This window comes from Polaromonas sp. LjRoot131 (assembly GCF_964252805.1).
GTDB lineage: Bacteria > Pseudomonadota > Gammaproteobacteria > Burkholderiales > Burkholderiaceae_C > Polaromonas.
Window position 1 is genome coordinate 1,180,036 of the sequence record NZ_CAXUPF020000001.1, and the last position, 22,404, is coordinate 1,202,439.

24 protein-coding genes and 1 pseudogene are annotated in these 22,404 nt (G+C 65.1%); 11 read left to right on the top strand and 14 right to left on the bottom strand.

Translation table 11 applies throughout. The annotated features are described in order from the left end of the window. The first annotated feature begins 129 nt into the window (after positions 1-129). The 4 genes from ACSQ27_RS05410 to ACSQ27_RS05425 all read left to right on the top strand — a co-directional run bounded on the left by ACSQ27_RS05410 (position 130) and on the right by ACSQ27_RS05425 (position 5,612). Positions 130-2,520: a YgiQ family radical SAM protein gene (locus tag ACSQ27_RS05410; protein ID WP_436154436.1), complete on the top strand. Its 2,391-nt coding sequence runs from the start codon at positions 130-132 to the stop codon at positions 2,518-2,520. Positions 2,521-2,636: 116 nt separating this feature from the next. Continuing rightward, complete coding sequence (locus ACSQ27_RS05415) at positions 2,637-3,470, top strand: hypothetical protein (protein ID WP_436154437.1); 834 nt, start codon at positions 2,637-2,639, stop codon at positions 3,468-3,470. Positions 3,471-3,520: 50 nt separating this feature from the next. Beyond that, entirely contained in the window at positions 3,521-4,477 is a 957-nt protein-coding gene (locus tag ACSQ27_RS05420) for a TraB/GumN family protein (RefSeq protein ID WP_436154438.1), read from the top strand. Between the two features lie 229 nt (positions 4,478-4,706). After that, positions 4,707-5,612 (top strand): DMT family transporter, encoded by a 906-nt coding sequence (locus ACSQ27_RS05425; RefSeq protein WP_436154439.1) that lies wholly within the window; start codon positions 4,707-4,709, stop codon positions 5,610-5,612. Positions 5,613-5,652: 40 nt separating this feature from the next. Here ACSQ27_RS05425 and ACSQ27_RS05430 read toward each other — a convergent pair whose 3' ends face one another. Both ACSQ27_RS05430 and ACSQ27_RS05435 read right to left on the bottom strand, forming a co-directional pair. Beyond that, complete coding sequence (locus ACSQ27_RS05430; RefSeq protein WP_436154440.1) at positions 5,653-6,357, bottom strand: DUF1294 domain-containing protein; 705 nt, start codon at positions 6,355-6,357, stop codon at positions 5,653-5,655. Between the two features lie 7 nt (positions 6,358-6,364). Continuing rightward, entirely contained in the window at positions 6,365-7,303 is a 939-nt protein-coding gene (locus ACSQ27_RS05435) for a CoA transferase (protein WP_436154441.1), read from the bottom strand. Between the two features lie 207 nt (positions 7,304-7,510). On the opposite strand from ACSQ27_RS05435, the gene ACSQ27_RS05440 reads away from it, so the two are divergent. From ACSQ27_RS05440 to ACSQ27_RS05460, 5 genes are all read left to right on the top strand, one after another. Next, a complete protein-coding gene (locus ACSQ27_RS05440; protein WP_436154442.1) occupies positions 7,511-8,080 on the top strand; it encodes a DUF2975 domain-containing protein in 570 nt (189 codons plus the stop codon). Between the two features lie 19 nt (positions 8,081-8,099). After that, positions 8,100-8,315, top strand: a complete 216-nt coding sequence (locus ACSQ27_RS05445) for a helix-turn-helix domain-containing protein (RefSeq protein ID WP_436154443.1) — start codon at positions 8,100-8,102, stop codon at positions 8,313-8,315. A gap of 22 nt (positions 8,316-8,337) precedes the next feature. Next, positions 8,338-8,538 carry a hypothetical protein gene (locus tag ACSQ27_RS05450; protein ID WP_436154444.1) on the top strand — a complete coding sequence of 67 codons (201 nt, stop codon included), beginning with the start codon at positions 8,338-8,340 and terminating at the stop codon, positions 8,536-8,538. Between the two features lie 208 nt (positions 8,539-8,746). Further along, complete coding sequence (locus tag ACSQ27_RS05455) at positions 8,747-9,259, top strand: carboxymuconolactone decarboxylase family protein (RefSeq protein WP_436154445.1); 513 nt, start codon at positions 8,747-8,749, stop codon at positions 9,257-9,259. Next, positions 9,256-9,585 (top strand): TfoX/Sxy family protein, encoded by a 330-nt coding sequence (locus tag ACSQ27_RS05460; protein ID WP_436154446.1) that lies wholly within the window; start codon positions 9,256-9,258, stop codon positions 9,583-9,585. Before ACSQ27_RS05455 ends, ACSQ27_RS05460 begins: the two co-directional genes overlap by 4 nt. Before the next feature lie 22 nt (positions 9,586-9,607). Here the strand turns inward: ACSQ27_RS05460 and pobA are convergent, their stop codons facing one another. Then, entirely contained in the window at positions 9,608-10,777 is a 1,170-nt protein-coding gene (gene pobA / locus ACSQ27_RS05465; RefSeq protein ID WP_436154447.1) for a 4-hydroxybenzoate 3-monooxygenase, read from the bottom strand. A gap of 113 nt (positions 10,778-10,890) precedes the next feature. Between pobA and ACSQ27_RS05470 the strand changes: the two genes are divergently transcribed. Next, positions 10,891-11,733 (top strand): IclR family transcriptional regulator domain-containing protein, encoded by an 843-nt coding sequence (locus ACSQ27_RS05470; protein WP_436154448.1) that lies wholly within the window; start codon positions 10,891-10,893, stop codon positions 11,731-11,733. Positions 11,734-11,740: 7 nt separating this feature from the next. On the opposite strand, the gene ACSQ27_RS05475 is transcribed toward ACSQ27_RS05470, so the two are convergent. The 11 genes and pseudogenes from ACSQ27_RS05475 to ACSQ27_RS05525 form a co-directional block, all read right to left on the bottom strand. Continuing rightward, complete coding sequence (locus ACSQ27_RS05475; RefSeq protein WP_436154449.1) at positions 11,741-12,727, bottom strand: Bug family tripartite tricarboxylate transporter substrate binding protein; 987 nt, start codon at positions 12,725-12,727, stop codon at positions 11,741-11,743. Between the two features lie 134 nt (positions 12,728-12,861). Then, positions 12,862-13,710: a DMT family transporter gene (locus tag ACSQ27_RS05480; RefSeq protein ID WP_436154450.1), complete on the bottom strand. Its 849-nt coding sequence runs from the start codon at positions 13,708-13,710 to the stop codon at positions 12,862-12,864. Positions 13,711-13,737: 27 nt separating this feature from the next. Further along, positions 13,738-14,469 (bottom strand): ABC transporter ATP-binding protein, encoded by a 732-nt coding sequence (locus ACSQ27_RS05485; RefSeq protein ID WP_436154451.1) that lies wholly within the window; start codon positions 14,467-14,469, stop codon positions 13,738-13,740. After that, positions 14,469-14,684: a hypothetical protein gene (locus ACSQ27_RS05490; protein WP_436155406.1), complete on the bottom strand. Its 216-nt coding sequence runs from the start codon at positions 14,682-14,684 to the stop codon at positions 14,469-14,471. The genes ACSQ27_RS05485 and ACSQ27_RS05490 overlap by 1 nt, the downstream gene beginning before the upstream one ends. A 15-nt stretch (positions 14,685-14,699) precedes the next feature. After that, a pseudogene (locus ACSQ27_RS05495) lies at positions 14,700-15,218 on the bottom strand (ABC transporter ATP-binding protein); the annotation flags it as partial. Continuing rightward, complete coding sequence (locus ACSQ27_RS05500; protein ID WP_436154452.1) at positions 15,211-16,233, bottom strand: branched-chain amino acid ABC transporter permease; 1,023 nt, start codon at positions 16,231-16,233, stop codon at positions 15,211-15,213. The gene ACSQ27_RS05500 and the pseudogene ACSQ27_RS05495, both read right to left, overlap by 8 nt. Next, positions 16,230-17,093, bottom strand: a complete 864-nt coding sequence (locus ACSQ27_RS05505) for a branched-chain amino acid ABC transporter permease (protein ID WP_436154453.1) — start codon at positions 17,091-17,093, stop codon at positions 16,230-16,232. Before ACSQ27_RS05505 ends, ACSQ27_RS05500 begins: the two co-directional genes overlap by 4 nt. An 8-nt stretch (positions 17,094-17,101) precedes the next feature. Continuing rightward, positions 17,102-17,728 carry a LysE family translocator gene (locus ACSQ27_RS05510; RefSeq protein WP_436154454.1) on the bottom strand — a complete coding sequence of 209 codons (627 nt, stop codon included), beginning with the start codon at positions 17,726-17,728 and terminating at the stop codon, positions 17,102-17,104. Positions 17,729-17,834: 106 nt separating this feature from the next. Further along, a complete protein-coding gene (locus tag ACSQ27_RS05515) occupies positions 17,835-19,022 on the bottom strand; it encodes an ABC transporter substrate-binding protein (protein WP_436154455.1) in 1,188 nt (395 codons plus the stop codon). Between the two features lie 193 nt (positions 19,023-19,215). Then, positions 19,216-20,793 carry a benzoate-CoA ligase family protein gene (locus ACSQ27_RS05520; RefSeq protein WP_436154456.1) on the bottom strand — a complete coding sequence of 526 codons (1,578 nt, stop codon included), beginning with the start codon at positions 20,791-20,793 and terminating at the stop codon, positions 19,216-19,218. Between the two features lie 80 nt (positions 20,794-20,873). Continuing rightward, positions 20,874-21,365, bottom strand: coding sequence for a flavodoxin domain-containing protein (locus tag ACSQ27_RS05525; protein ID WP_436154457.1), 492 nt, complete (start codon positions 21,363-21,365; stop codon positions 20,874-20,876). 135 nt (positions 21,366-21,500) lie between these two features. On the opposite strand from ACSQ27_RS05525, the gene ACSQ27_RS05530 reads away from it, so the two are divergent. Continuing rightward, entirely contained in the window at positions 21,501-22,397 is an 897-nt protein-coding gene (locus tag ACSQ27_RS05530; RefSeq protein WP_436154458.1) for a helix-turn-helix transcriptional regulator, read from the top strand. The last annotated feature ends 7 nt before the right edge of the window (positions 22,398-22,404 follow it).

A 22,404-nucleotide genomic window follows, 5' to 3' on the forward strand; every position in this document is an offset into this window, starting at 1 on the left:
CAATCCGTCGCCACTGAGCCACTTTAACCACGCTGAGGGCCTGTAGTGAGACCTTTGTAGGGCTTAAATGCCGGATAAAGAGGCACAACTCAGGGTAAACCTTACAATCGAGGGTTACCCAAAGCCCCCATGAACGCCCCCGTCGACGTCTCCTTCTTTACGCGCGCCGCCAAGCCGCTGACCAGCTACCGCAAGTACTGGGCGGCCCGCTTCGGCACCGCCAAATTCCTGCCCACCAGCCGGGCCGAGATGGACGCGCTCGGCTGGGACAGCTGCGACATCATCGTGGTCACGGGCGACGCCTATGTGGACCACCCGAGTTTCGGCATGGCCGTCATAGGCCGCATGCTGGAGGCCCAGGGCTTTCGCGTGGGCATCATCGCCCAGCCCGAGTGGCACAGCGCCGATCCCTTCCGGGTGCTGGGCAAGCCCAACCTGTTCTTCGGCGTGACCGCCGGCAACATGGACTCGATGATCAACCGCTACACGGCTGACCACAAGATCCGCAGCGACGACGCCTACACCCCCGGCGACGTGGGCGGCAAGCGCCCGGACCGCGCGGCCCTGGTGTATTCGCAGCGTTGCCGCGAGGCCTACAAGGACGTGCCCATCATCCTGGGCGGCATCGAAGGCTCGCTGCGCCGCATCGCGCATTACGACTACTGGTCCGACAAGGTGCGCCGCAGCGTGGTGGTCGATGCGAAATGCGACCTGCTGCTCTACGGCAATGCCGAACGGGCCATCGTCGAGATCGCGCATCGGTTGGCGGCCAAGGAACCGGTCGCCAGCATCACCGACGTGCGCGGCACGGCCTTCATACGCCGCAGCGGCGACGAAAGCGCCCAGGGCTGGTTCGAGATCGACTCCACCAGCGTGGACGCGCCGGGCCGCGTCGAGGCGCACGTCAACCCGTATTTGATGATTTCCGACCAGGCGCGCGAGCAGGGCGCGAGCTGCGCACGCGAGGATGAGGCTGCTGAAGTGGCGGTCAAGGCCGAGTCGGTGGGCTCACCTGTCGTGGCAAAGGCGGCGGCGCAAGCCAACCCGGCCATCAAGCCTCTGACCTTTGTCGCCAACCCAAACCTCCCGTCCACCGTGCAGACGGCGCAGGGCAAGATCAAGGTCCCGCCGCGCGACCGTTCGGTGATCCGCCTGCCTTCCTACGAGCAGGTGAAGAGCGATGCGGTGCTCTACGCCCACGCCAACCGCGTGCTGCACCTGGAAACCAACCCCGGCAACGCCCGCGCGCTGGTGCAGGCGCACGGCGAGGGCGCCACGGCGCGCGACGTGTGGATCACGCCGCCGCCCATCCCGCTGACCACGGCCGAGATGGACTACGTCTTCGACCTGCCTTATGCCCGCTCGCCGCACCCGCGTTACGCCGACGAGAACGGCAGCCACGACGGCGCGACCAAGATTCCCGCCTGGGAGATGATTCGTTTCTCCGTCAACATCATGCGCGGCTGCTTCGGCGGCTGCACCTTCTGCTCGATCACCGAGCACGAGGGCCGCATCATCCAGAGCCGCTCCGAAGACTCGGTGATCCGCGAGATCGAGGCGATCCGCGACACCGTCAAGGGTTTTACCGGCGCGATCTCCGACCTGGGCGGGCCCACCGCCAATATGTACCGCATAGGCTGCAAGTCGCCCGAGATCGAGGCCGCCTGCCGCAAGCCCTCGTGCGTGTATCCGGGCATCTGCTCCAACCTCAACACCGACCACAACCCGCTGATCAAGATGTACCGCCGTGCGCGGGCCTTGAAGGGCGTGAAGAAAATCCTCATCAGCTCCGGCTTGCGCTACGACCTGGCCGTGCAAAGCCCGGAGTACGTGAAGGAACTCGTCACGCACCACGTGGGCGGCTACCTCAAGATCGCGCCCGAGCACACCGAGCAGGGCCCGCTCACCAAGATGATGAAGCCCGGCATCGGCAGCTATGACAAGTTCAAGCAGATGTTCGAGAAGTACAGCCTCGAAGCCGGCAAGAAGCAGTTCCTGATCCCGTATTTCATCGCGGCCCACCCGGGCACCAGCGACGAAGACATGATGAACCTGGCGATCTGGCTCAAGAAGAATGGTTTCCGCGCCGACCAGGTGCAGACCTTCTACCCCAGCCCCATGGCCACGGCCACGACGATGTACCACACCAACAAGAATCCGCTGCGCAAGATCACGCGCGACAGCGAGACGGTGGACATCGTGCGCGGCGAACGCCGCCGCCGGCTGCACAAGGCCTTTTTGCGCTACCACGATCCCAACAACTGGCCGGTGCTGCGCGAGGCCCTTAAAGCCATGGGCCGCGCCGACCTGATCGGCAACGGCAAGCACCACCTGATCCCGACTTTCCAGCCGCTGACCGACGGCAGCTACACCAGTGCGCGCCGCAAGAACTCGACGGGCACCGCTGCCCCGGCCAAGGCTGCGCCGGTGGTCAAGGGCCGCCTGCTGACGCGCCACACCGGCCTGCCGCCGCTGGCGCAGGGCGCTGGCGGCAAGCCTTCGGGCCGCAAGGGCCGCTAAGCGCGGCACCGTCAGGCTGCCGCTTCTGGCAAGATAGCCCGCAGCCGCGGCGGGCGAAGTGATCGCCGCAGCGGCTTCGGCCAAATACGTCTCTGATCACCCTCCCGGAGAGACCCATGCACATTGCACGCAGAGCCCTTGTGGCTTTCACCATGGCGGCCGTCACGGCCTGCGCCTGGCTGGCACCTCTTGATGCGCCGGCCATGCGGCAGGTCGACGCGGGCCTCAAGCGCGCGCTGGTCAGCTTCGCGACGGCACGCCTGCTCAATGCCGTGATCTCCGTCGCGCAGGGGACCGAGGCATCGGTGCAGCCTTTCGGCGTGGGCGTGACCTTGACGCCCGGGCAAATCCTGGATCCGGTGAACGACCTGGTGGAGCAGTTCTCGCACCTGATGCTGGCAGCCAGCGTTGCGTTCGGCATCCAGAAGGCGCTGATCAGCATAGGTGGCTACTGGCCGGTGTCGCTGGCCTTGAGCGCTGCGGCGCTGGGCTGGTGGTGGTTCTCCCTGCGCAGGTCGCGGGCGCCGTCCTGGCTGTCCAGGCTGCTGGTGATTTTGCTGATGCTGCGCTTTGCCGTCCCGGTGGTGACCCTGGGCAGCGACCTGCTGTGGCAAAAATTCCTGGCGGCCGATTACGCGGCCAGCCAGCAGCTGATAGACGGCGCGACGGGACAGGCCGTGCAGCTCACCCCCGCCGCCGCGGCCGCGCCCGACAACCGCGGCCTGGTCGAGAGCATGAAAGACTGGCTGGCGAAAAACGGCGACGTGGGCCGGCATTTCGACAACCTCAAGCGCGCGGCCGAGCAGGCCACCGAGCACATCATCAAGCTCATCGTGATCTTTGTGCTGCAGACCCTGGTGATTCCCTTGCTGCTGCTGTGGGCCTTGTATGCCTTTGTCAGGCAGGTGTTTGAGCGGCCCGGGCGAGGCGGTGTGCCGGCATCAGGCTGAGGGGGATGGCTTCCTTGTAAACTTGCCGGGCACAAAAAAAGGGAGATGCCATGACGCGATGGTTTGCACGCAGTGCCTTGTGCCTGGCGTTGCTTATTCTGCTGGGTTCCACCATCGCCGCCGCGGCCGATGCGCCGGCTTGCCCACCGGGCGCCAAGCCGTTTTCCCCGGAGCTGTTTGACGCCGCGGCCAGGCAGGCCCGCGATCGCGGGCCGCTCTGGCGCATCACCAGGGACGGCCACTCCTCCTATCTCTACGGCACCATTCATGTGGGGAAGGCGCAATGGGCGGCGCCTGGGCCGCTGGTCAAGCGGGCCCTGCAACAAACCGACCTGCTGGCCCTCGAGCTTGACCCGCTTGATGAAGCCGTCCAGCGCGAAATGGCGGCCGCGCTGGCGGCCAAAGGGCCGGGCAAGCTGCCCGCGGCACTCCGGGCCCGCGTGAAAAAATTCTGGGAGGCCGCGTGCCTGCCGGGTGATGCCGCGGGCCAGATCCCGGCGGAGATGCAGGCGTTGACCCTGACCTACATGGCGGCCAGCCGGGACGGTTTTGATCCCAGCTACGGCAGCGAAATCCTGCTTTCGCTGATCGCCCGGAGCGTGGGGCGGCCGGTCGTTTCCCTGGAAACCGTTGAACTTCAGCTCAAGGCGCTTTTCTCGCAAGACGATGCCGAGGTCGAAGCCATGGTCCGCGATTGGCTCGATGACCTCGAGGCAGACCGTCTCCGCCCGGTGCTTCGCAAGGTGGCCGTGGTGTGGGAGACCGCCGATCTCGCCGAACTCGACAACTACCAGGCCTGGTGCGAATGCGCCAGGACCGAAGGCGAGCGAAAGCTGATGAAGAGGGTGCTGGACGACCGCAATCCCGGCCTGGCGCAAAGCATCCATGAGCTCCACGGCGAGGGGCGAAAACTTTTCGCCGCAGTGGGGGCGATGCACATGGTCGGCCCGACAGGCCTTCCGGCGTTGATGGCGGCACGCGGCTACCAGGTTGAACGTCTGTTCTGAGCCGCTTCGGCCCGGCGGCTGCTGTCCAGAATGTTCGGCTAAGATCCCGGCCATGCAACTCCAGCTTTCTCCCCCCTCCGTCAGCCTGTGATGCACCCGGCTTGACGCCGGGCTGCGCCCTTTGGCCGTGCCAGTTCCAGCGGAACGGCGCGCGGCCTTGAGTTGACGCGCCTGCCTGCTTTTTTCGCGGCAACCCCGCCTGCGGCAGGCGCACGGACGGAGAATTTTCATGAAAACCCAAACATCGGCCACCCTGGCCTGGGGCGGTGTCTTGCTTGCGGGCGTCTTGTGGGGCGTGGGCGCCCTGGTGGCCCAGTCTGTGATGGCCGGGGGCATGGCGCCCTACAGCCTGTCCCTGGCGCGCTTCGCGCTGGGCCTGCCGCTCTTGTGGTGGTGGCACTGGCGGCAACTGCCGGCCGCGCCGCATACCGCCCAATGGCGGCAACTGCCCCGCCGCGGCCAGGCGCTCGTGGTCGGCACGGGCCTGGCGATGGCGCTCAACGTCACGAGCTGGTTCATCGCCATGGGCCACATAGGTGCGGCACTGCCGACGGTGATCTCGATCTGCTGCGCACCTGTGATCGTGGCGCTGCTGTCGGTGCTGCGTGGCTATGAGCGCGCCAGCGGCCGGCTGCTGCTGGCGCTGTCCCTCGCACTGCTGGGGGTGGGCCTGATCGCCATGCCCGGCGAGGGCTTGAGCCTGCCGGCGCATTACGCGGCCGGCCTGGCCTGGTCCCTGGCGTCGGCCGCGCTGTATTCGCTGGTGGTGCTGGGCAATGCGCGCATGCCGTCGCACATCCCGGCAGTCACGGCCTCGGCCTGGAGCATGAGCGCGGCCGCGCTGCTGATGCTGGCCATGGCTATCGCGCAAGGTGTGACCTGGCCGCAGCACACCACCGCCTGGCTACAGGTGGGCTACACCGGCATCTTCACCACCTCGATCGCCTACCTGGCCTTCGCCTGGGGCGCGCGCCGCCTGTCGCCGACCGCGACGGTGATAGGCACGCTGGTGGAGCCGCTGGTGGCCGCCGTCGCGGCGGCCTGGCTGTTTGCCGAGCCCTTGAGCGCGCAGCAGGGCGTGGGCGCCTTGCTGCTGGGGGCGGCGATGGTGGTGCTGGCGCGACGGGCTTCGTGAGGTTTGTGAGCTGGTGAGGTGCGCGGCCTGATTGCCGGAACTACAGCATGGCAAATAATGACCGCCTCAGGGGCGGCCAAAACAGCCATGCCCCGAGAAGCAGGCCGTGCGATAAAACCATCAGCCAGTAGACAGCCCGAAAAGACACCTTGCTCGACTTGTGCCGCAAGACCTGCTGAGCCAGCCACGCGCCTGGCCAGCCGCCTGCAAGCGCCAGCAGTTGCAGCGTGCTCTCAGGTGTGCGCCACCGGTCGGTTTGCGCTGCGCGTTTGTCTGCCCAGTACATCCAAAACGTCACCAGGTTGAGGAGAAATGAGGCTGGCAATGTCCACCAAGGCAGCAGCGACTTCCAGACGGCCCACAGCAGCAAGCCAGCGTAAGCCATGCTGGCGATCAGCATGAACCCGAAGCCGGAGCCGGAGCTGGTAGCCGGGGCGCCTGTTTGTCTCTGTGTGCGACGCCGCGGTGTGCCCCGGTTTTGAGGGCGGGGCCGCGCAGGGTTTCGCGCTTGAGCGTTGCCGGAGGCGAGGCCCGGCGTTGTGCGCATTGCTTCGACGGCCATCGCACGCGGCCCTTTGCCGCCGACGTGAATTTCCTCGAAGGTGACAAGCATGCCTTCGCGCGGCTGCAGGCCGCCGCGCAAATCCCGCAGATGAAAAAAGACGTCCGCGCTTGATGCTGAACCGCGGATGAATCCAAACCCGCGGCCCGTGTCCCAGCGTGCAATCGTTCCCTGTTTCCTCATGTGTGCGTCACCGTGCCAGCGTGTGCAGCGGGATGTCTTTCTCCACGGCCAGCGCGTCCAGCTCCTTGCGTGTCTTGCCGCGAAGCCAGGCTTCAATCGCCGCATGCGTGGCCGGCGCAAACATCGCCTTCATGCCCGAGGCCTGGACGCCGGCGGCGGCGCACAGGCCGGCCGCGAAGTGCGGCTCCAGCGCCGCCAGCGCGACGCGGCCGTCCTTGCAGGCGTAGAGGCGGTAACCCGCATGGCCGCCACCCACGGCTGCGCCGGGTTGCGTCAGGCCCCAACTGCGCGGCAGGGCCAGGTGGCCGGCCGCGGCGGAGAGGGCGACTTCAAGGTGCGCGCCTTTTCCCTTGCTTCGCTGGTGCATCACGGCTTGCAGCACGGCTTCGCTGGCCATCAGCGAGCCGCCCATGTCGGCGTACAGCGTGGCGGGCAAGTCCAGCCCGGTGACCAGGTCGTTTTCGGCCAGGTAGGTGAGGTCGTGGCCGGGTTCTTCGGCGCGCTCGCCCGGGCTGCCGACGATGGCGACCTGGCTGAGCTGCGGGTGCTGCTTGTGCAGGGTCGTCCAGCTCAGCCCGAGTTTGATCAGGGCCGAGGGCCTGAACGAGGTGAGCAGAACGTCGGCCTTCGCGAGTTCGCGGTGCAGCAAGGCCTGGCCGCGTTCGGTCTTGAGGTCGGCCGTGGTAATGCGCACGCCGTCGTGCAGCGCCGCATACGCCTTCGGGTTATAGAGCTTCATCGGGTCGCCCGAGGCGCCGGCCGGCGCGCCTGCGGGGGCCGGCGGCTCAAGTTTCACGCAGCTCGCACCCATCTGCCGGCAACGCATCAGCGCCGCCGGGCCGGGCAGGTTGAGTGCCAGGCTCAGCACACGCACGCCTTTGAGCGGCTGGATGGGGGCGGGCGAGGAGGGTGCTTTGCGGGCGGCGGGGGATTTGGAAATGGGCATTGAATGGATGGGAAGCGTGAAGAGAAGGCCGGCCCGGCTCGCCGGTGTGCAGGCAATTTACCCCAAACCTTTGCCTGCGGTAGCGCGGGTTGTCGCTAAAGCGTCCAAAATTATCCAGATAGTTTCTGTTTTAAAGATATTAATTATTGTTTTACGGTAATTATTCTGCGACACTGAAGCCCTCTTCACAAGACAAGAGGTGCTCCCTTGAAACACACAGCAACTCCCCTGGCCCCTTCCGGGCCCGATGTGCAGGGCATCAGCAGCGTGCTGGCCTGGGCCTGCGCCTTGCTCGCGGTGGCGCTGCCGCTGGCGGTGGCCTACCACCTGCTGAGCACGCCGGTGGACAGCCTGCTGATGCGCGCGGGCCTCTCGCCGCAAGCCGCGCAGGCCGCCGCCATGGACATCACGCTGGGGCAAAAATGCCTGACCGCCCTGCTGGGGGTGCTGCCGGTGTGCTGTGCGTCCTACGGCCTGGTGTGCGCAATGCGCTGCTTTTCGGGGTTTTCGCAGGCGGAGTACTTCAGCCTGCGCACCGTCAAGTACCTGCGCGGTTTTGCCGCCGGCATTTTTGCGTCCGTGGTCACGGGGGTGCTGGCGTCCACGCTGGTCACGGTGATCCTGACCATGGGTGCGCCGGCCGGGCAGCGTGCGCTGTCGCTGGGCCTGGGCAGCAACGAGTTGCTGACCCTGCTGTTCGCCGGCATGGTGTGGCAGATCGCCGCCGTGATGGCGCGTGCCGTCGCGCTGGCCGAAGAGAACGCGCAGTTCGTCTGATTTTTTCCGTCTCTCGCGCATGCCCATCGTCGTCAAACTCGATGTGATGCTCTCCGAACGCAAGGCCCGGTCCAAGGACCTGGCCGCCTACGTCGGCATCACCGAAGCCAACCTTTCCCTGCTCAAACAGGGCAAGGTCAAGGGCGTGCGCTTTGACACGCTGATGCGCATCTGTGAATTTCTCGATTGCCAGCCGGGAGACTTGCTGGTTTCCCGGCCGGACGACACCCATTGATCTTTTGCTCAGGAACTTCCCCATGAAACGTCGTGCCCTTGCTGCGGTGCTCGTCACCCTGCTGAGCGCCTGCAGCGCCATCAACTGGGAGCAGACCGCGAAGGAGTCCGTCAAGTCGGCCTGCCGCGGATCCAGCAACTGCAGCATCCCCTGCGACCGCAACAACCCGGCCACTTTCAACGACCCGCAATGCCTGACGGGCGGCAGGCGTCCATCGCTTTGAAGACGGGCTGGACGGCCGGCCTCCCTTAGATGCAGGAGGCGCGTTGCATGGGCGCGGCGTAGACTCGGCCGGTGCTCGAAAGCACCCGCGTCGCCAGCCGATCCATCCCATTGCCAGAAGGACACCCACCATGTTTTTGCAAGTTCCCGCTGAGAGCGAGGCGAGTTCGCGCCTGTACAAGAGCGACCTGGAGCAGCAGGGCTTTGTGATGAACCTCAGCCACCTGTGGGCCTGGCGGCCGGAAGTCTGCGAGGCCTTCTCCGCCTTGCGGGGATTGTTGACGACGCAATCCTCCCTGTCGGACCGTGAACTGGCGGTGATTGTCTGCGCCACCGCCGCAAGCCTTGGCGACTCCTATTGCGCGTTGGCTTGGGGCAAAAAGCTTGCCGCGGCAAGCGGTGCTTCGACCGCCGCGGCTGTTTTGCAGGATCTTGAGAGCGATGCGCTGACGCCGCGTGACCAGGCCTTGTCGGCATGGGCGCGCAAGGTTGCCGGAAACCCGAACGCCACCACGCCGGAAGATGTGGAAGCACTCCGCGCGGCGGGCTTCTCCGAGCGGGAAATTTTTGAAGCCACGGCTTTTGTGGCATTCCGGCTGGCGTTTTCCACCATCAACGACGCCCTGGGCGTGAGGCCGGACTGGCAGCTGGCCGCGACGGCGCCGCCAGAGGTCAAGCAGGCCGTCACCTTTGGCCGGCCAAGCGCGGAGCAGACAGCGTGAGCGCAAATGCCGAATTCGTCGCGTATGTGCGTGAACTGCTGGCGCCCCTGGGTGACATCCGCGACGGCAAGTTCTTTGGCGGCCACGCGATGAAGCATGGCGGAAACCAATTCGCCATGGTCATGGGCAACATCTTGTACTTCCGGGTCGACGACGGTTCGCGGCCGGCCTACGAAAAGAAGGGTTCCAAGCCCTTCAGCTATTCCACCAAAAACGGTGTGGTGCAGGTGCGCAAGTACTATGCTGCGCCTGCCGAGCTGCTTGATGACCCGGGGCAGTTGCTGGTCTGGGCCCGGCAGGCCATTGGCGCGGCGGGAACAGCCTGACGGTACGCCTCAAACAAGCGGCTTAAAGCGGCAGGCCCACATAGTTTTCGGCCAAGGCCGTTGAAGCGGCCGACGAATGGATCAGGTAGTCCAGTTCCGCCTGCTGCAGCTTGTGGCCGAATTCCCCGCCATCGGGAAACTGGTGCATCAGCGAGGTGAACCACCAGGAAAAGCGCACTGCTTTCCAGACGCGGTGCAAACAGGTCTCTGAATAGCGGTCTATGCCGGTTTCGTCGCCGGCGTAAAAACCGGCCAGCGCGCGCGCCAGGTACCGCACGTCGCTGGCCGCCAGGTTCAAGCCCTTGGCACCCGTGGGCGGCACGATGTGGGCGGCGTCGCCGGCCAGGAACAAGCGGCCGAAGCGCATGGGCTCGGCCACAAAGCTGCGCAGCGGGGCAATGCTTTTTTCAATCGAGGGACCGGTCACCAGGCTTTCGGCGAGCTCGGGTGCCAGGCGGCTGCGCAACTCATCCCAGAAGGCATCGTCGCTCCAGCGCTCGACCTTGTCATCCAGGGCGCACTGCACGTAGTAGCGGCTGCGCGTGTGGCTGCGCATGCTGCACAGGGCGAAGCCGCGCGCGTGGTTGCTGTAGACCAGCTCTTCGGCCACGGGCGGCGTCTCCGACAGCACACCCAGCCAGCCGAAGGGGTAGACACGCTCAAAGGTCTGCATCGCGCCGGGAGGCACGCTGGCGCGGCTCACGCCGTGAAAGCCGTCGCAACCGGCGATGAAGTCGCATTCGACCTCATGCGCCACACCATGCTGCACATAGCGCACCTTGGGCCGCGTGCCGTCGAAGTCGTGCAGGCTGACGTTTTCGGCTTCATAGGCGGTGGCCAGGCCCGCCGCGGTGCGCGCATTCATGAGGTCGCGCGTCACCTCGGTCTGGCCGTAGACCATGACGCTTTTTCCGCCGGTGAGCTGCTGCAGGTCTATGCGGTGGTGGTCGCCGCCGAAGCTCAGCGAAAAACCGCCGTGCACCAGGCCTTCGACATGCATGCGGCTGCCCACGCCGGCTTCATCGAGCAGGTCGGTCGTGCCTTGCTCGAGCACACCCGCGCGTATGCGGCCCAGCACATAGTCCTGGCTGCGCTGCTCGATCACGATGGCGCTGATGCCGGCCTTGTAAAGCAGCTGGCCGAGCAAATGCCCGGCGGGGCCGCCGCCCACGATGGCAACCTGTACACGCATGTCTGTCTCCCGTAAATCCTGTTGGCCTCAAGGGTAGGGCGCGCGACTTCGGATCGCCAGTGGCGGCAAGCGGCTTTGCACGATGTTTGGCCTGTTTGTGCGATGATCGCGCAATGGTCACCTCCCGAACCGTTCCAAAAACCGGTGCCTTCCCGATTGCCAAGGCCGACATGATCGAAGGCATGGCCAAGGGCATGGCGGTGCTGGAGAGCTTCGACACACAGCGCCAGCGCCTCAATGCCACGCTGGCGGCCGAGCGCGCCGGCATCACGCGCGCGGCGGCACGCCGGCACCTGCTCACGCTCACGCACCTGGGCTACCTGGAAACCGACGGCAGCTATTTCTGGCTGGCACCCAAGGTGCTGCGTTTCTCCGGCAGCTACCTGGCGACGGCGCGCCTGCCGCGCGCCATCCAGCCCGCGCTGAACCGGCTGGCCGCGCAGGCGCAGGAGTCGTTTTCGGTCGCGGTGCTGGACGGCGACGAGATCGTCATCATCGGGCGCAGCGGCTTTGAGTGGAAATCCTCAGGCGACCCAAAGGCGGCGCCGGCCCGCGTGCTGGCTTACGGCCTGCACCTGGGCGCGCGCCTGCCGGCGCATGCCACTTCCACCGGCCGCATCCTGCTGGCCGCCAAGACCAAGAGCGAATTCAGCGCCTGGCTCAAGGCGAAAACCGAAACCGGCAACCTGGCGCGGCTGACCTTGCACACGACCACCGACCCGCGCAAGCTCAAGGCCCTGGTCGAGCAGGTGAGGCTGGACGATTTTTGCCTGGCCAGCGAGGAGCATGAACTGGGCGTGCACGCGCTGGCCGTGCCGCTGCGCGACATGCAGGGCCGCACGGTGGCCGCGCTCAACGTGGTGTCCTCGCCGCAGCGCCTGCGGGTGGAGGTGATGCAGAAGGAATTGCTGCCCTTGCTGCTGGATGCGGCGCGGGAGTTGCGCTCCTTGCTGTAGCCCAGCCTTACTGCGGCACCAGCCCGGCCGCTTTCACGAGGTCGGCATGGATACGGATCTCTTCCGAAATCACCTGCATCAAGGGTTTGGCTTCGTCGACGGCCGGCTCCATACCGATGTCAATGAACTTGCTTTTGGCATCGCCTCGAAGCATGGCCTTCACGGACTTGCCGAGGCTGTCCAGGACAGGCTGGGGCGTTTTGGCGGGTGCTAGCAGGGCGATCCAGGCCGACAGCACCACGTTGTTCACGCCGCCTTCTTTCAGCGTCGGAATGTCCGGTGCCGAGATGGCGCGTTTCTCGCTGAGCACGCCCACCGGGTGCAGCTTGCCGGACTTGATGTGCGGCAGCGCCTCCGGCAACGGGGCGAAGGCCATGTCCACCACGCCGCCTATGAGGTCGGTGATGGCCGGTGCGCCGCCCTTGTACGGAATATGCAGCAGTTTCACGCCGGTCCGGCTTTCAAACATGAGGCCGGCCAGGTGCTGAGGACTGCCGTCGCCCGAGGAAGCATAGGTCAGCTTGCCGGGAGTGGCTTTGGCGGCCGCCAGCACGTCGGCCGGGGTGGCGTATTTCGCCTTGTCGCGTACCACCAGCACCATGGCCTGGTTGACCAGCTTGGTCACCGGCACAAAGTCGGTTTCGGGGTTGTAGGGGAGGGTCTTGAAGATGCTTTTGTTGGTGGTCAGGAAGGACGCGGGTGACACCATGAGGGTGTAGCCGTCCGGTGGCGCTTTTGCCACCACCGGCACACCGATCTGGCCGGATCCGCCCGCCCGGTTGTCCACCACAAAGGGCTGGCCCAGGTCGGCCGTCAGCTGCTGGCTGATCTGCCGCGCCACCATGTCCACACTGCCGCCCGCCGGCAAGGCGACGATGACCTTGACCGGCCGGCTGGGGTAGGCGTCCTGTGCCGAAGACAGCGTGGCGAACAGGCTGGACGCGGCGCAGAGGGCCGCCAGAAAAAATGGACGGATGGCGCGGGTGGAAGGCATGGCTTGCTTTCAGTGGGAATGGGGATTTCATGCCCGTCGTCGGCGCACTGGTGCGTGCCCCGGACCGGACGGAAAAATCGGAGCAAGTTGTGTACCAGCCCCGCCTGACGCGACGCGGGATTGCGTTCCTTGCTTTAGCTTTTGGGTGGCGAAGGGCGCACGGCCAGCGCGACGCCGCCCAGAATGGCCGCGCAGCAGGCGGCGAGCGCCCAGCCCAGTGGCTCCCCCAGAAAGACGATACCGCCCAGCGCGGTGATGGCCGGCACCGACAGTTGTACCGAGGCCGCCGTAGTGGCGGGAAGCCGCTTCACCGCCGCGTACCAGACGATATACCCCACACCGGAAGTGAGTGCGCCGGAGGTCACGGCATATGCCGCCCCGCGCATATCCCAGGTCAGCTGCGGAAACATCAAGCCGGCCAACAACAGCGCTGGCGGCGTGGCGCGCAGGAAGTTTCCGGCGGTGGCCCGCGTCGCGTCACCGGCGTATTTTCCGCGCAGTGAATACACCGCCCAAGCGATGCCGGCCAGCAACATCAACATGGCCGACGGCAAGCTTGGGGCGGCGGCGCCCGGCAGCAACAGTGCGATGAGGCCCACAACGGCAATTGCCAGGCCGGCGCTTTGTCTGGCGCCCAGCCGCTCGCCGCGGGCCAGCCCGGTGCCCAGCATCGTGAGCTGCACCGAGCCGAACAGCAGCAGGGCACCCGTCGCCGCCGGCAGGCTTACGTAGGCCAGCGAGAATGCGGCCGCGTAAACGAACAGCGCCCCGGCCGACGGCCAGTTGCCGGTTGCGGTGACGCCACGTCGCCACATGAAAAGCCAGAGCACCAGCGCGCCCGAGGCGATGCGAAGGGCCGTGAAGCTGGCCGCGTCAATCGGCGTGCTGCGCAGTGCGAGGCGGCACAGGAGCGAGTTGCCCGCAAAGGCGAGCATGGCCAGCACGGTGAGGCTCAGTGTCGAGGTGGCCGGTGATAGCTTCATGGTTGCCGCTCCCTGGCAACTCCCGGCTCATACGCCCAGGTACTGCGCCAGCAACTCAGGCTTCGCATGCAGCTCGGGTGAGCTGCCCTCAAACACGACCTGGCCCTTGACCAGGATCACGTTGCGGTCGGTGATCTGGGTGACGTGCTTCCAGTTCTTGTCGACGATCACGCTGCTGATGCCGGTTTCGCGGATCAGGCCGCAGATGCGCCAGATGTCGCGTGCGATCAGCGGCGCCAGGCCTTCGGTGGCCTCGTCGAGGATCAGCACGTCGGGGTTGGTCATGAGCGCGCGCCCTATGGTCAGCATCTGCTGTTCGCCGCCCGAGAGCTGCTGGCCGCCGTGGTTCAGGCGTTCCTTCAGGCGCGGGAAGGTGTCGAGCACGCGCTCATAGGTCCAGTCGCGCTGGCCCTGGGTGCCGGCGCGTGCCGCCATCTTGAGGTTTTCCACCACGCTGAGGTTGCCGAAAATCCCGCGGCCTTCGGGCACGTAGGCGATGCCGAGGCGGGCGATTTCGTAGGGCGGGGCGCCCGTCATGGGCCTGCCGTTGATCGCGACCGAGCCCGAGCGCGGCTTGACCAGGCCCATGATGCTTTTGAGCAGGGTGCTCTTGCCCATGCCGTTGCGGCCCATGAGGCCAATCGTCTCGCCGCGTGCGACGTGAAAGTCGATGCCGCGCAGCACGTGGCTGGCACCGTAGTAGGTGTTGAGGTCCTGGGCGCCGATCAGGATGTCGATCTGTTTCTCGGGGGCGTTCATCAGTGTTCTTCTCCGAGGTAGGCCGCCTGCACGCCGGCATCGGCGCGGATTTGTGCGGGCGTGCCGCTGGCGATCACCTGGCCGTTGACCATCACGGTGAGTTTGTCGGCCAGCGTGAACACCGCGTCCATGTCGTGCTCGACCAGCAGGATGCCGTGGTTTTTCTTGATGGCCAGCAGCAGGGCGACCATGCGCTCGGCCTCGGCCACGCCCATGCCGGCCAGCGGCTCATCGAGCAGCAGCACCTGTGGCTCGGTGGCCAGCGTCATGGCGATTTCAAGCTGGCGCTGCTCACCGTGGCTGATGGTGCCGGCGATGCTGTGCTTGCGGTTTTGCAGGCCGGCCAGTTCCAGCGCCTCTTCGGCGCGGGCATTGACCGCTGTGAAGCTGGTGGCACGCTTGAGCCAGTGCGCGGCATGCGGCGCGCGCGACTGCGAGGCCAGCCTGACGTTTTCCCAGACGCTGAAAGGCAAAAAGATATTGGTCTTCTGGTAGCTGCGGCCCAGGCCCTTGTTCGAGATCTTTTCGGGCGTCCAGCCGGTCACGTCGTGGCCACCCAGCGTCACCGTGCCCGAGGTCGGCGGCAGGTCGCCTGAGAGCAGGTTGGTCAAGGTGGACTTGCCGGCGCCGTTGGGGCCTATGACCGCGTGGATGTGGTTGCGCCAGAGGTCCACCGACACATCGTTGACCGCGGCCAGGCCGCCGAAGCGTTTGGTCAGGTTCTTTGCACTGAGCAGGACTTCACTCATGGCCGGCCTCCGCCTTGGCTTTGCGCTGGGTGAATTTTTCGACCAGGCCCAGGATGCCGCGCGGCGCGAAGGTCACCAGCAGTACGATGAAGAGGCCCATCCACAGCTGCCAGTGCTTGCCGAGGTTGACGCTGCCGATTTGCGGCAGGTCCTTGAAGACGTGCAGCAGGTATTCAAACGCGAAGGCGCCGACGATGGCACCCGCGAAATTGCCCATGCCGCCCAGGATGACCATCATGATGGCATGCGCGCTCATGTGAAAGCCCATCAGTTCGGGGTTGATGTAGCCGGTCTGCGTGCCCCACAGGTAACCGGCCAGGCCGGCGAGCGCGCCGGCCAGCGTGAAGGCTGAAAGTTTGTAGCCAAAGGTGCCGAAGCCCATGGCGCGCATGCGGTGCTCGTTGACGCGTATGCCGGCCAGCGTGCGGCCGAAGGGGCTCCAGAGCAGGCGGCGCAAGAAGGCGTAAACCCCCAGCATGGCGCCCAGCGTGAAGTAGTACAGCGTGAGTTTGCTGTCCAGGTCGAAAGGCACCCAGCCGAAGACGGCCGCGCTGGGCTTGAAGTTGACGTAAAGCCCGTCGGAGCCGCCCAGGGCCTTGTTGTCGAAGAAGAGGTAGAACACCATCTGCGCAAACGCCATGGTGACCATGATGAAGTAGATGCCGTGGGTGCGCACCACAAAGAAGCCGATGATGAGCGCGGCCAGGCCGGAAGCCAGCACGGCCACCGGCAGCGTCCACCACAGGCTCACAGGTTCACCCGCGGGGGTCAGGAAGGCCAGCGCATAGCCGGCCAGCCCGAAGTAGGCCGCATGGCCCAGAGACACCAGGCCGCTCACGCCCTGCAGCAGGTCCAGGCTCATCGCGAAGATCGCCATGATCATCATGCGCGTGACCATCTGGGTGTAGAAGTCGGTGCCGACAAAGGGGAAGGCGACCAGCGCGATGAGGCCGAGCCCAAGCGCCACCTGCACGCCGCGCGGCAGGATTTCGAGGTTTGCTTTTGCGGTGCTCATTGCTTGAACAGTCCTTCTGGCTTCCACAAAAGGACAGCAGCCATCAACATATACACCAGCATGCCCGCCATCGAAGGCAGCAGCACCTTGCCGAAGGTGTCGACCAGGCCGACCAGCAGCGCGGAAATCAGCGCGCCGCGCACCGAGCCTATGCCGCCTATCACCACCACCACAAAACACATGATGAGCACTTGCGAACCCATGTTCGGATAAACGCTGGCGACCGGCGCGGCGATCATGCCGGCCACTGCCGCCAGGCCCACGCCCAGCGCAAACACCACGGCATGGATCAGCTTGATGTTGATGCCCAGCGATTCGGCCATGTCGCGGTTAAAGGCGCCGGCGCGTATCTTCATGCCCAGGCGAGTTTTGGAGATCATGAAATAAAGGCCCAGCGCCAGCGCAATGCAGACGCCCGACATGAAGAGGCGGTAGACGGGATAAGAGAGGTTGTCGGTCAGCGGGACCGAGGCGCTCAGCAGATCGGGAATCGTGACGCCGTGCACGTCGTCACCCCAGAGGATGGAGCGCACTTCCTCAAAGATGTAGATCAGGCCGAAGGTCAGCAGCACCTGGTCGAGGTGGTCGCGCTTGTAGAAGTGGCGGAACAGCAGCCACTCCAGCGCCAGGCCGAAGATGACCGACAGCACCGCACCGCCGATGATGGCCAGCGTCAGGCTGCCCGTCAGCGTGCTGAGCGACCAGGCCAGGTAGGCCCCCAGCATGTAGAAGCTGCCATGGGCCAGGTTGACGACACCCATGATGCCGAAGATCAGCGTCAGGCCGGCGGCCAGCATGAACAGCAGCAGGCCGTACTGGACGCTGTTGAGCAGCTGGATGAGGAAGTTGGCGAGATCCATAAATCCGATTAAGTGTGGCGACGCGTGAACAGAAGGAGGTTGCCCATCAGCGTAAACAGGCCACCCGATACCCGGTTAAACCAGCGTACGGCACGGCTGGAACGCAGCAGCGGCGCGATGCGCGACACGCCGAGTGCGCAGCAGGTGAGCACGGTGAACTCGAAGGCCATGAAGGTCAGGGCGAGGATGGCGAACTGCGGCACAAACGGTGCGGCCGGGTTCAGGAACTGCGGGAAGAAGGCCGCGAAAAACAGCACGGCCTTGGGGTTGCTGGCACCGACGAGGAAGCCGCGCAGAAAGAACGAACGGCGCTGGGCCGGTGCTTCGCCGGCGGCCGGGTCAAAGACAGCCGCTTCGCTGCGGAAGGTCTTGATCCCGAGCCAGATCAGGTAGGCCGCGCCAATGACCTTGGCCACGGTAAAGGCGGTTTCGGATGCCGCGAGCAAGGCCCCCAGGCCCATGGCCGACAGCAGCATGACGCATAGTACCGCCGCGACGCTTCCCGCCACCGAGGTCATGGCCTTGCGCGGGCCGTGGTTGAGCGCATTCGTCATGCACATCAGCATGGTCGGACCGGGCGTGAGGATCAGCAGCGCGACGGCTGCGACGTAGAGGAGATAGGTGGTGAGCGTCATGGGCTTAAAGATAGCATTGCTAAAGACCCGTCAGCATGGTCCGTGCCAGCTTTGTTCAAAAAAATGGGAGGCCTGAAGACCTCCCATTGCACTGAAACTAAAGCGATCAGACCATCTTGCAGCCGGCGCCGGAGTCTGCCAGGGCCTTGGCTGCAACGCCAATCACCTTGTTTTCCTTGTTCTCGACCACGCGGAGGTACATGTCCTGCACCGGGTTGTGCGAAGGGCTCATGGTCCATTTGCCGCGCGGGCTGTCGATGACGGCGCTTTCCATGGCTTTGTAGAGGGCCGGCTTGCTGCTCAGGTCGCCCTTGACGGCGTTGGCGCCCTGGATCAGCAGCAGGCCGGTGTCGTAGCCCTGCACGGCGTAGACGTCGGGCTGCATCCTGAAGGTCTTGGCGTAGTTGAGGCGGAACTGGCCGTTGCGCAGCGTCGGCAGCGAGTCGCTGTAGTGCATGGTCGTGACGATGCCGTTGGCGGCGGGGCCGGCGGCGTCGAGCACGCCTTCGGTCAGGAAGCCGGAGCCGTACAGCGGGATCTTCTCCTTGAGGCCCGCGGCGGCGTAGTCGCGGATGAACTTGGCGGCGCCGCCGCCGGCGAAGAAGCAGGCCACGGCGTCAGGCTTGAGCGCGGCGATTTCGGTCAGCAGGGCCTGGAATTCGACCTGCGGGAAGGGCAGGCCCAGCTCCTTGACGATGGTGCCGCCCGCGGCGGTGTAGCTTTCCTTGAAGCCTTCAAACGCCTCGTCGCCCGCGGCGTATTTCCAGGTGATCCAGACGGCCTTCTTGTGGCCGCGGTCCACCATGGCCTTGCCCAGGGCGCGGGTCGGCTGCGAGTTGGTGAAGGAAGTGCGGAACACATTGGGTGCGCACAGGCTGCGGGTGGCGGCATGCACGCCGGCATTGGGGATCAGGCTCAGCACGCCGCTGTCGCGCGCGACTTTCTGGATGCCCATTTGCACGCCCGAGTGCACCGTGCCGACCAGCACGTCGACCTTGTCGCGCTGCACCAGCTTGTTGGCGTTTTCAATGCCTTTGGACGGCTCGGATTCGTCGTCCACCTTGAAAAATTCGATCTCGCGGCCGCCGAGCTTGCCGCCTTGCTCGTTGATGGCCATGCGAAAGCCGTTTTCAATGGCCACGCCGAGCTGGGCGAATGTGCCGGTGTAGGGCAGCATGAAACCCACACGCACCTTGGCGGACTGCGCACGCACGATTTCGGGGAGCAAAAGGCCGGTGGAGGCGGCGCCTATCATGGCGGCGCTTCGGGTCAGTATGAGACGGCGTGAGGTCATGGAATAGCTCCTGGTTGAGACTGAAAACAGTTAGACGAATAGTAAGCGTGCGTTGCGTGGGCGGCCCTAGTGTAAAACCCGAGATTGAGGGTTGAATTGTTTACGTCTAAAGCAATAGCTGTGCCCGATCCGGGCCTGTCTGCAACTTTTTTGCGGTATTTTTGCGGCACGGCGGGTTTGTGCACGGTGCGCTTCAGCGTGGCTGGCGTAGCTTGAAGCGCTGGATCTTGCCGGTGGCCGTCTTGGGCAGCTCGCTGACGAACTCTATCCAGCGCGGGTACTTGTAGGGCGCGAGCTGCTGCTTCACGTGGGCCTTGAGTTCGTCCATGGTGGCGCTCTGGCCTGCCTTGAACACTACATAGGCCTTGGGCTTGACGAGCTCGTCGGCGTCGGCCACGCCGATCACCGCCACCTCGAGCACGGCCGCGTGCGTCATCAGGCAGGCCTCCACCTCGAAAGGAGAGACGTAAATGCCGCCGACCTTGAGCATGTCGTCGCTGCGCCCGCCATAGGTGTAGAAGCCGTCGGCGTCGCGTGTGTACTTGTCGCCGCTTTTGGTCCATTCACCGGCGAAGGTGGCCTTGGTCTTGGCGCGGTTGTTCCAGTACATGATGGCGGCGCTGGGGCCGCTGATCTGCAGTTCGCCGATCTCGCCGTCGGCGCATTCGCGGCCGTCATCGCCGATGATGCGCAGCGCATAGCCCGGAACCGCCTGGCCGGTCGTTCCGTAGCGCACCTGGCCGGGACGGTTGGACAAAAAGATGTGCAGCATTTCGGTGGAGCCTATGCCGTCGAGGATTTCGCAGCCGTAGTGCGCCGTCCACTTCTTGCCGATCTCGGCGGGCAGGGCTTCGCCCGCACTGGTGCAGACGCGCAGGCTCAGCTCGGCCTTCGCCGGCCGCGCCGGGTCGGCGAGCAGGGCGGCATACAGCGTGGGCACGCCGTAAAAAATCGTGGGCTGGTATTTTTTGAGCAGCGCGAAGACATCGGCAGGCGCCGGCCGCGCCGGCAACAGCACGGTGGTGGCGCCCACGCTCATCGGGAACGTCAGCGCATTGCCCAGGCCGTAAGCGAAAAACAGCTTGGCGGCGGAATACACCACGTCGGACTCGCGTATGCCCAGCACACCGCGGCCATAAAGCTCCGCCGTCTGGATCAGGTGGCTGTGCAGGTGCACCGTGCCCTTGGGCGCGCCGGTTGAGCCGCTGGAATAAAGCCAGAAGCAGGCATCGTCGGCACAGGTGGCCGCAACGCTGGGCGTGGCCGGGGATGCGCGCAGCAGGGCGGCCATCGTGGTGTGTGGTGCGGACTCGTCGGCGCCGGCGACGATCACGGACTTGAGCGTGTCGACCTTGCCCAGCAGCGGCTCAAAAGCCGGCAGCAGCGCATGCGAAACGACCAGGCCCTGGGCGCGTGAGTCGCGCAGCATGAAGTCGAAGTCCTGCGTGGTCAGCAAGGTGTTGGCCGCCACGGGCAGCACGCCTGCGAGGATGCAGCCCAGGAAAGCGACCGGCCATTGCGGCGTGTCCAGCATGGCCAGCAGCACACGGCTTTCGGGGGCGAAGCCCTGGGCGCGCAGGGCATTGGCAAAGCGGTGGGATTGTTCGGTGAGTTCGCCGTAGGTGAGTTGCTCGCCGCTCAGCGCGTCCATAAAGGCCACTTTGCCGGGGCGCGTGGCATTGCGCGCCAGCAGGTCGTGCGCCGCGTTGTAGTCACGCGGGATGGTCACCCGGGGAGGGCTTGCCGAATGGTCGGCGCTGCTTTCTTGCATGCTTGTCTCCAGATTTCTGTTGTTTTGGTAGCTGCTTGCGCACGCTCATCAAGCGCTACGGGATCGTTTCTTCTTGCGCGTCAGGCGGTGGCGGAACTGGCCCCCAATGTCTGCAGGGCGCTGGTGAGCCACTGGCGGCACCACTCGGTGCCTTCGGTTTCCGGCATGGTGCCGCTGCTCGCGTCATGGCACCAGATCTCGCCGATGCGCTGCGCGCCCAGGTCCTGCAGGCGCTCGTCAAATTTTTTGCCGCCGAAGCAGAAGGTCTGCATATAGGTACGGTCGCCGAGCGCGATGACGCCGTAGCGCACGTGGCCGAGGAATTGGGGGTTGGCGCCCAGGGACTCATAAAGGGCGCGGGCGTTGTCGGGCACGTCGCCCGAGCCGTAGGTGGAACTGCAGATGAGATAAAGTGCATCTTCGGCTTTGGCCGCATCGAAGACGCTGATGTCCAGGTTGTCCATCAGCTCGACTTCAATATCACTCACCAAATCCGCACAATCCATCTGGATTGCTTGTGCGACATAGTCAGCGGTGCTGGTCATTGTGCCTACAAGGATTTTGAGTTTCATCAAAAAGTCTCCAGAAAAAAGATGCAATAAACTGCTTTACATCAAGTTAAAGTGAAGTATACTGCAATTAATGCGGGGCGCAACGGTAAAAGTTGCATAAAACCTAATTTTTCAAACAGGTGTCTCTTGGAAATCATGTCTGAACAGGAATCGAAAGCCACGCTCAGTGAACTGGGCGCCCGCGTTCGCGCCTGGCGTGCCCGCCGCGGCATGACGCGCAAACAGCTGGCTTCGGATTCGGGCCTGAGCGAGCGTTTCCTGGCCGACGTGGAAAGCGGCAAGGGCAATGTGTCCATCAATTCCCTGGAAGCCGCGGCCCGCGCACTCAACATCTCCATCCTGGAACTGCTGCAGGACGCGCCGCGTCCGGCGCTGGCCCGCGTGCAGGGCCTGCTGATGCGGCTGGACGATGCCCAGCTGGACCAGGCCTACAGCCTGCTCGGCGGCACATTCGGCCTCAGCGACGCACTGGGCCGCGAGCAGCGTGTGGCGCTGATAGGCCTGCGCGGTGCGGGCAAGTCCACTTTGGGCAGCCAGCTGGCAGCCGAGCGCGGCGTGCCTTTTATCGAACTCGACCGCGAGATCGAGCGCGAAGCGGGCACCAGCATGAACGAAATCCTGCTGCTGCACGGGCAGGCCGGCTACCGGCGCTATGAGCGCCGTGCGCTGTTCCGCATCGCCGAGGACCACCCGGAAGGCGTGGTCATGACCACCGGCGGCAGCATCGTGAGCGAGCGCGAGACCTTCGACCTGCTGCAAAGCCGCTTTTACTGCGTGTGGCTCAAGGCCAGCCCCGAGGAACACATGGCCCGCGTGGTGGCCCAGGGCGACATGCGGCCTTTTGACACGACCCGCGGCGCGACCGACGAGGCGATGGAGGACATCCGCCGCATCCTCTCCAGCCGCGAAGCCCTCTATGCCCGCGCTGACGCCGTGGTCGATACCGCCGCGCGCACACTGAAACAAAGCCTCAAAGACCTGGAACGCGCCGTTCCCAAAACAACCGTCCGCGCCGAGCCGGAACGGACCTAACCGGAGA

What these genes read in the sequence shown, in the direction of transcription:
- ACSQ27_RS05410 (WP_436154436.1), top strand. Translation starts at nt 130, where the DNA reads ATGAACGCCCCCGTCGACGTCTCCTTCTTTACGCGCGCCGCCAAGCCG.
- ACSQ27_RS05415 (WP_436154437.1), top strand. Translation starts at nt 2,637, where the DNA reads ATGCACATTGCACGCAGAGCCCTTGTGGCTTTCACCATGGCGGCCGTC.
- ACSQ27_RS05420 (WP_436154438.1), top strand. Translation starts at nt 3,521, where the DNA reads ATGACGCGATGGTTTGCACGCAGTGCCTTGTGCCTGGCGTTGCTTATT.
- ACSQ27_RS05425 (WP_436154439.1), top strand. Translation starts at nt 4,707, where the DNA reads ATGAAAACCCAAACATCGGCCACCCTGGCCTGGGGCGGTGTCTTGCTT.
- ACSQ27_RS05430 (WP_436154440.1), bottom strand. Translation starts at nt 6,357, where the DNA reads ATGAGGAAACAGGGAACGATTGCACGCTGGGACACGGGCCGCGGGTTT.
- ACSQ27_RS05435 (WP_436154441.1), bottom strand. Translation starts at nt 7,303, where the DNA reads ATGCCCATTTCCAAATCCCCCGCCGCCCGCAAAGCACCCTCCTCGCCC.
- ACSQ27_RS05445 (WP_436154443.1), top strand. Translation starts at nt 8,100, where the DNA reads ATGCCCATCGTCGTCAAACTCGATGTGATGCTCTCCGAACGCAAGGCC.
- ACSQ27_RS05450 (WP_436154444.1), top strand. Translation starts at nt 8,338, where the DNA reads ATGAAACGTCGTGCCCTTGCTGCGGTGCTCGTCACCCTGCTGAGCGCC.
- ACSQ27_RS05455 (WP_436154445.1), top strand. Translation starts at nt 8,747, where the DNA reads ATGAACCTCAGCCACCTGTGGGCCTGGCGGCCGGAAGTCTGCGAGGCC.
- pobA (WP_436154447.1), bottom strand. Translation starts at nt 10,777, where the DNA reads ATGCGTGTACAGGTTGCCATCGTGGGCGGCGGCCCCGCCGGGCATTTG.
- ACSQ27_RS05470 (WP_436154448.1), top strand. Translation starts at nt 10,891, where the DNA reads ATGGTCACCTCCCGAACCGTTCCAAAAACCGGTGCCTTCCCGATTGCC.
- ACSQ27_RS05475 (WP_436154449.1), bottom strand. Translation starts at nt 12,727, where the DNA reads ATGCCTTCCACCCGCGCCATCCGTCCATTTTTTCTGGCGGCCCTCTGC.
- ACSQ27_RS05480 (WP_436154450.1), bottom strand. Translation starts at nt 13,710, where the DNA reads ATGAAGCTATCACCGGCCACCTCGACACTGAGCCTCACCGTGCTGGCC.
- ACSQ27_RS05485 (WP_436154451.1), bottom strand. Translation starts at nt 14,469, where the DNA reads ATGAACGCCCCCGAGAAACAGATCGACATCCTGATCGGCGCCCAGGAC.
- ACSQ27_RS05490 (WP_436155406.1), bottom strand. Translation starts at nt 14,684, where the DNA reads ATGGGCGTGGCCGAGGCCGAGCGCATGGTCGCCCTGCTGCTGGCCATC.
- ACSQ27_RS05500 (WP_436154452.1), bottom strand. Translation starts at nt 16,233, where the DNA reads ATGAGCACCGCAAAAGCAAACCTCGAAATCCTGCCGCGCGGCGTGCAG.
- ACSQ27_RS05505 (WP_436154453.1), bottom strand. Translation starts at nt 17,093, where the DNA reads ATGGATCTCGCCAACTTCCTCATCCAGCTGCTCAACAGCGTCCAGTAC.
- ACSQ27_RS05510 (WP_436154454.1), bottom strand. Translation starts at nt 17,728, where the DNA reads ATGACGCTCACCACCTATCTCCTCTACGTCGCAGCCGTCGCGCTGCTG.
- ACSQ27_RS05515 (WP_436154455.1), bottom strand. Translation starts at nt 19,022, where the DNA reads ATGACCTCACGCCGTCTCATACTGACCCGAAGCGCCGCCATGATAGGC.
- ACSQ27_RS05520 (WP_436154456.1), bottom strand. Translation starts at nt 20,793, where the DNA reads ATGCAAGAAAGCAGCGCCGACCATTCGGCAAGCCCTCCCCGGGTGACC.
- ACSQ27_RS05525 (WP_436154457.1), bottom strand. Translation starts at nt 21,365, where the DNA reads ATGAAACTCAAAATCCTTGTAGGCACAATGACCAGCACCGCTGACTAT.
- ACSQ27_RS05530 (WP_436154458.1), top strand. Translation starts at nt 21,501, where the DNA reads ATGTCTGAACAGGAATCGAAAGCCACGCTCAGTGAACTGGGCGCCCGC.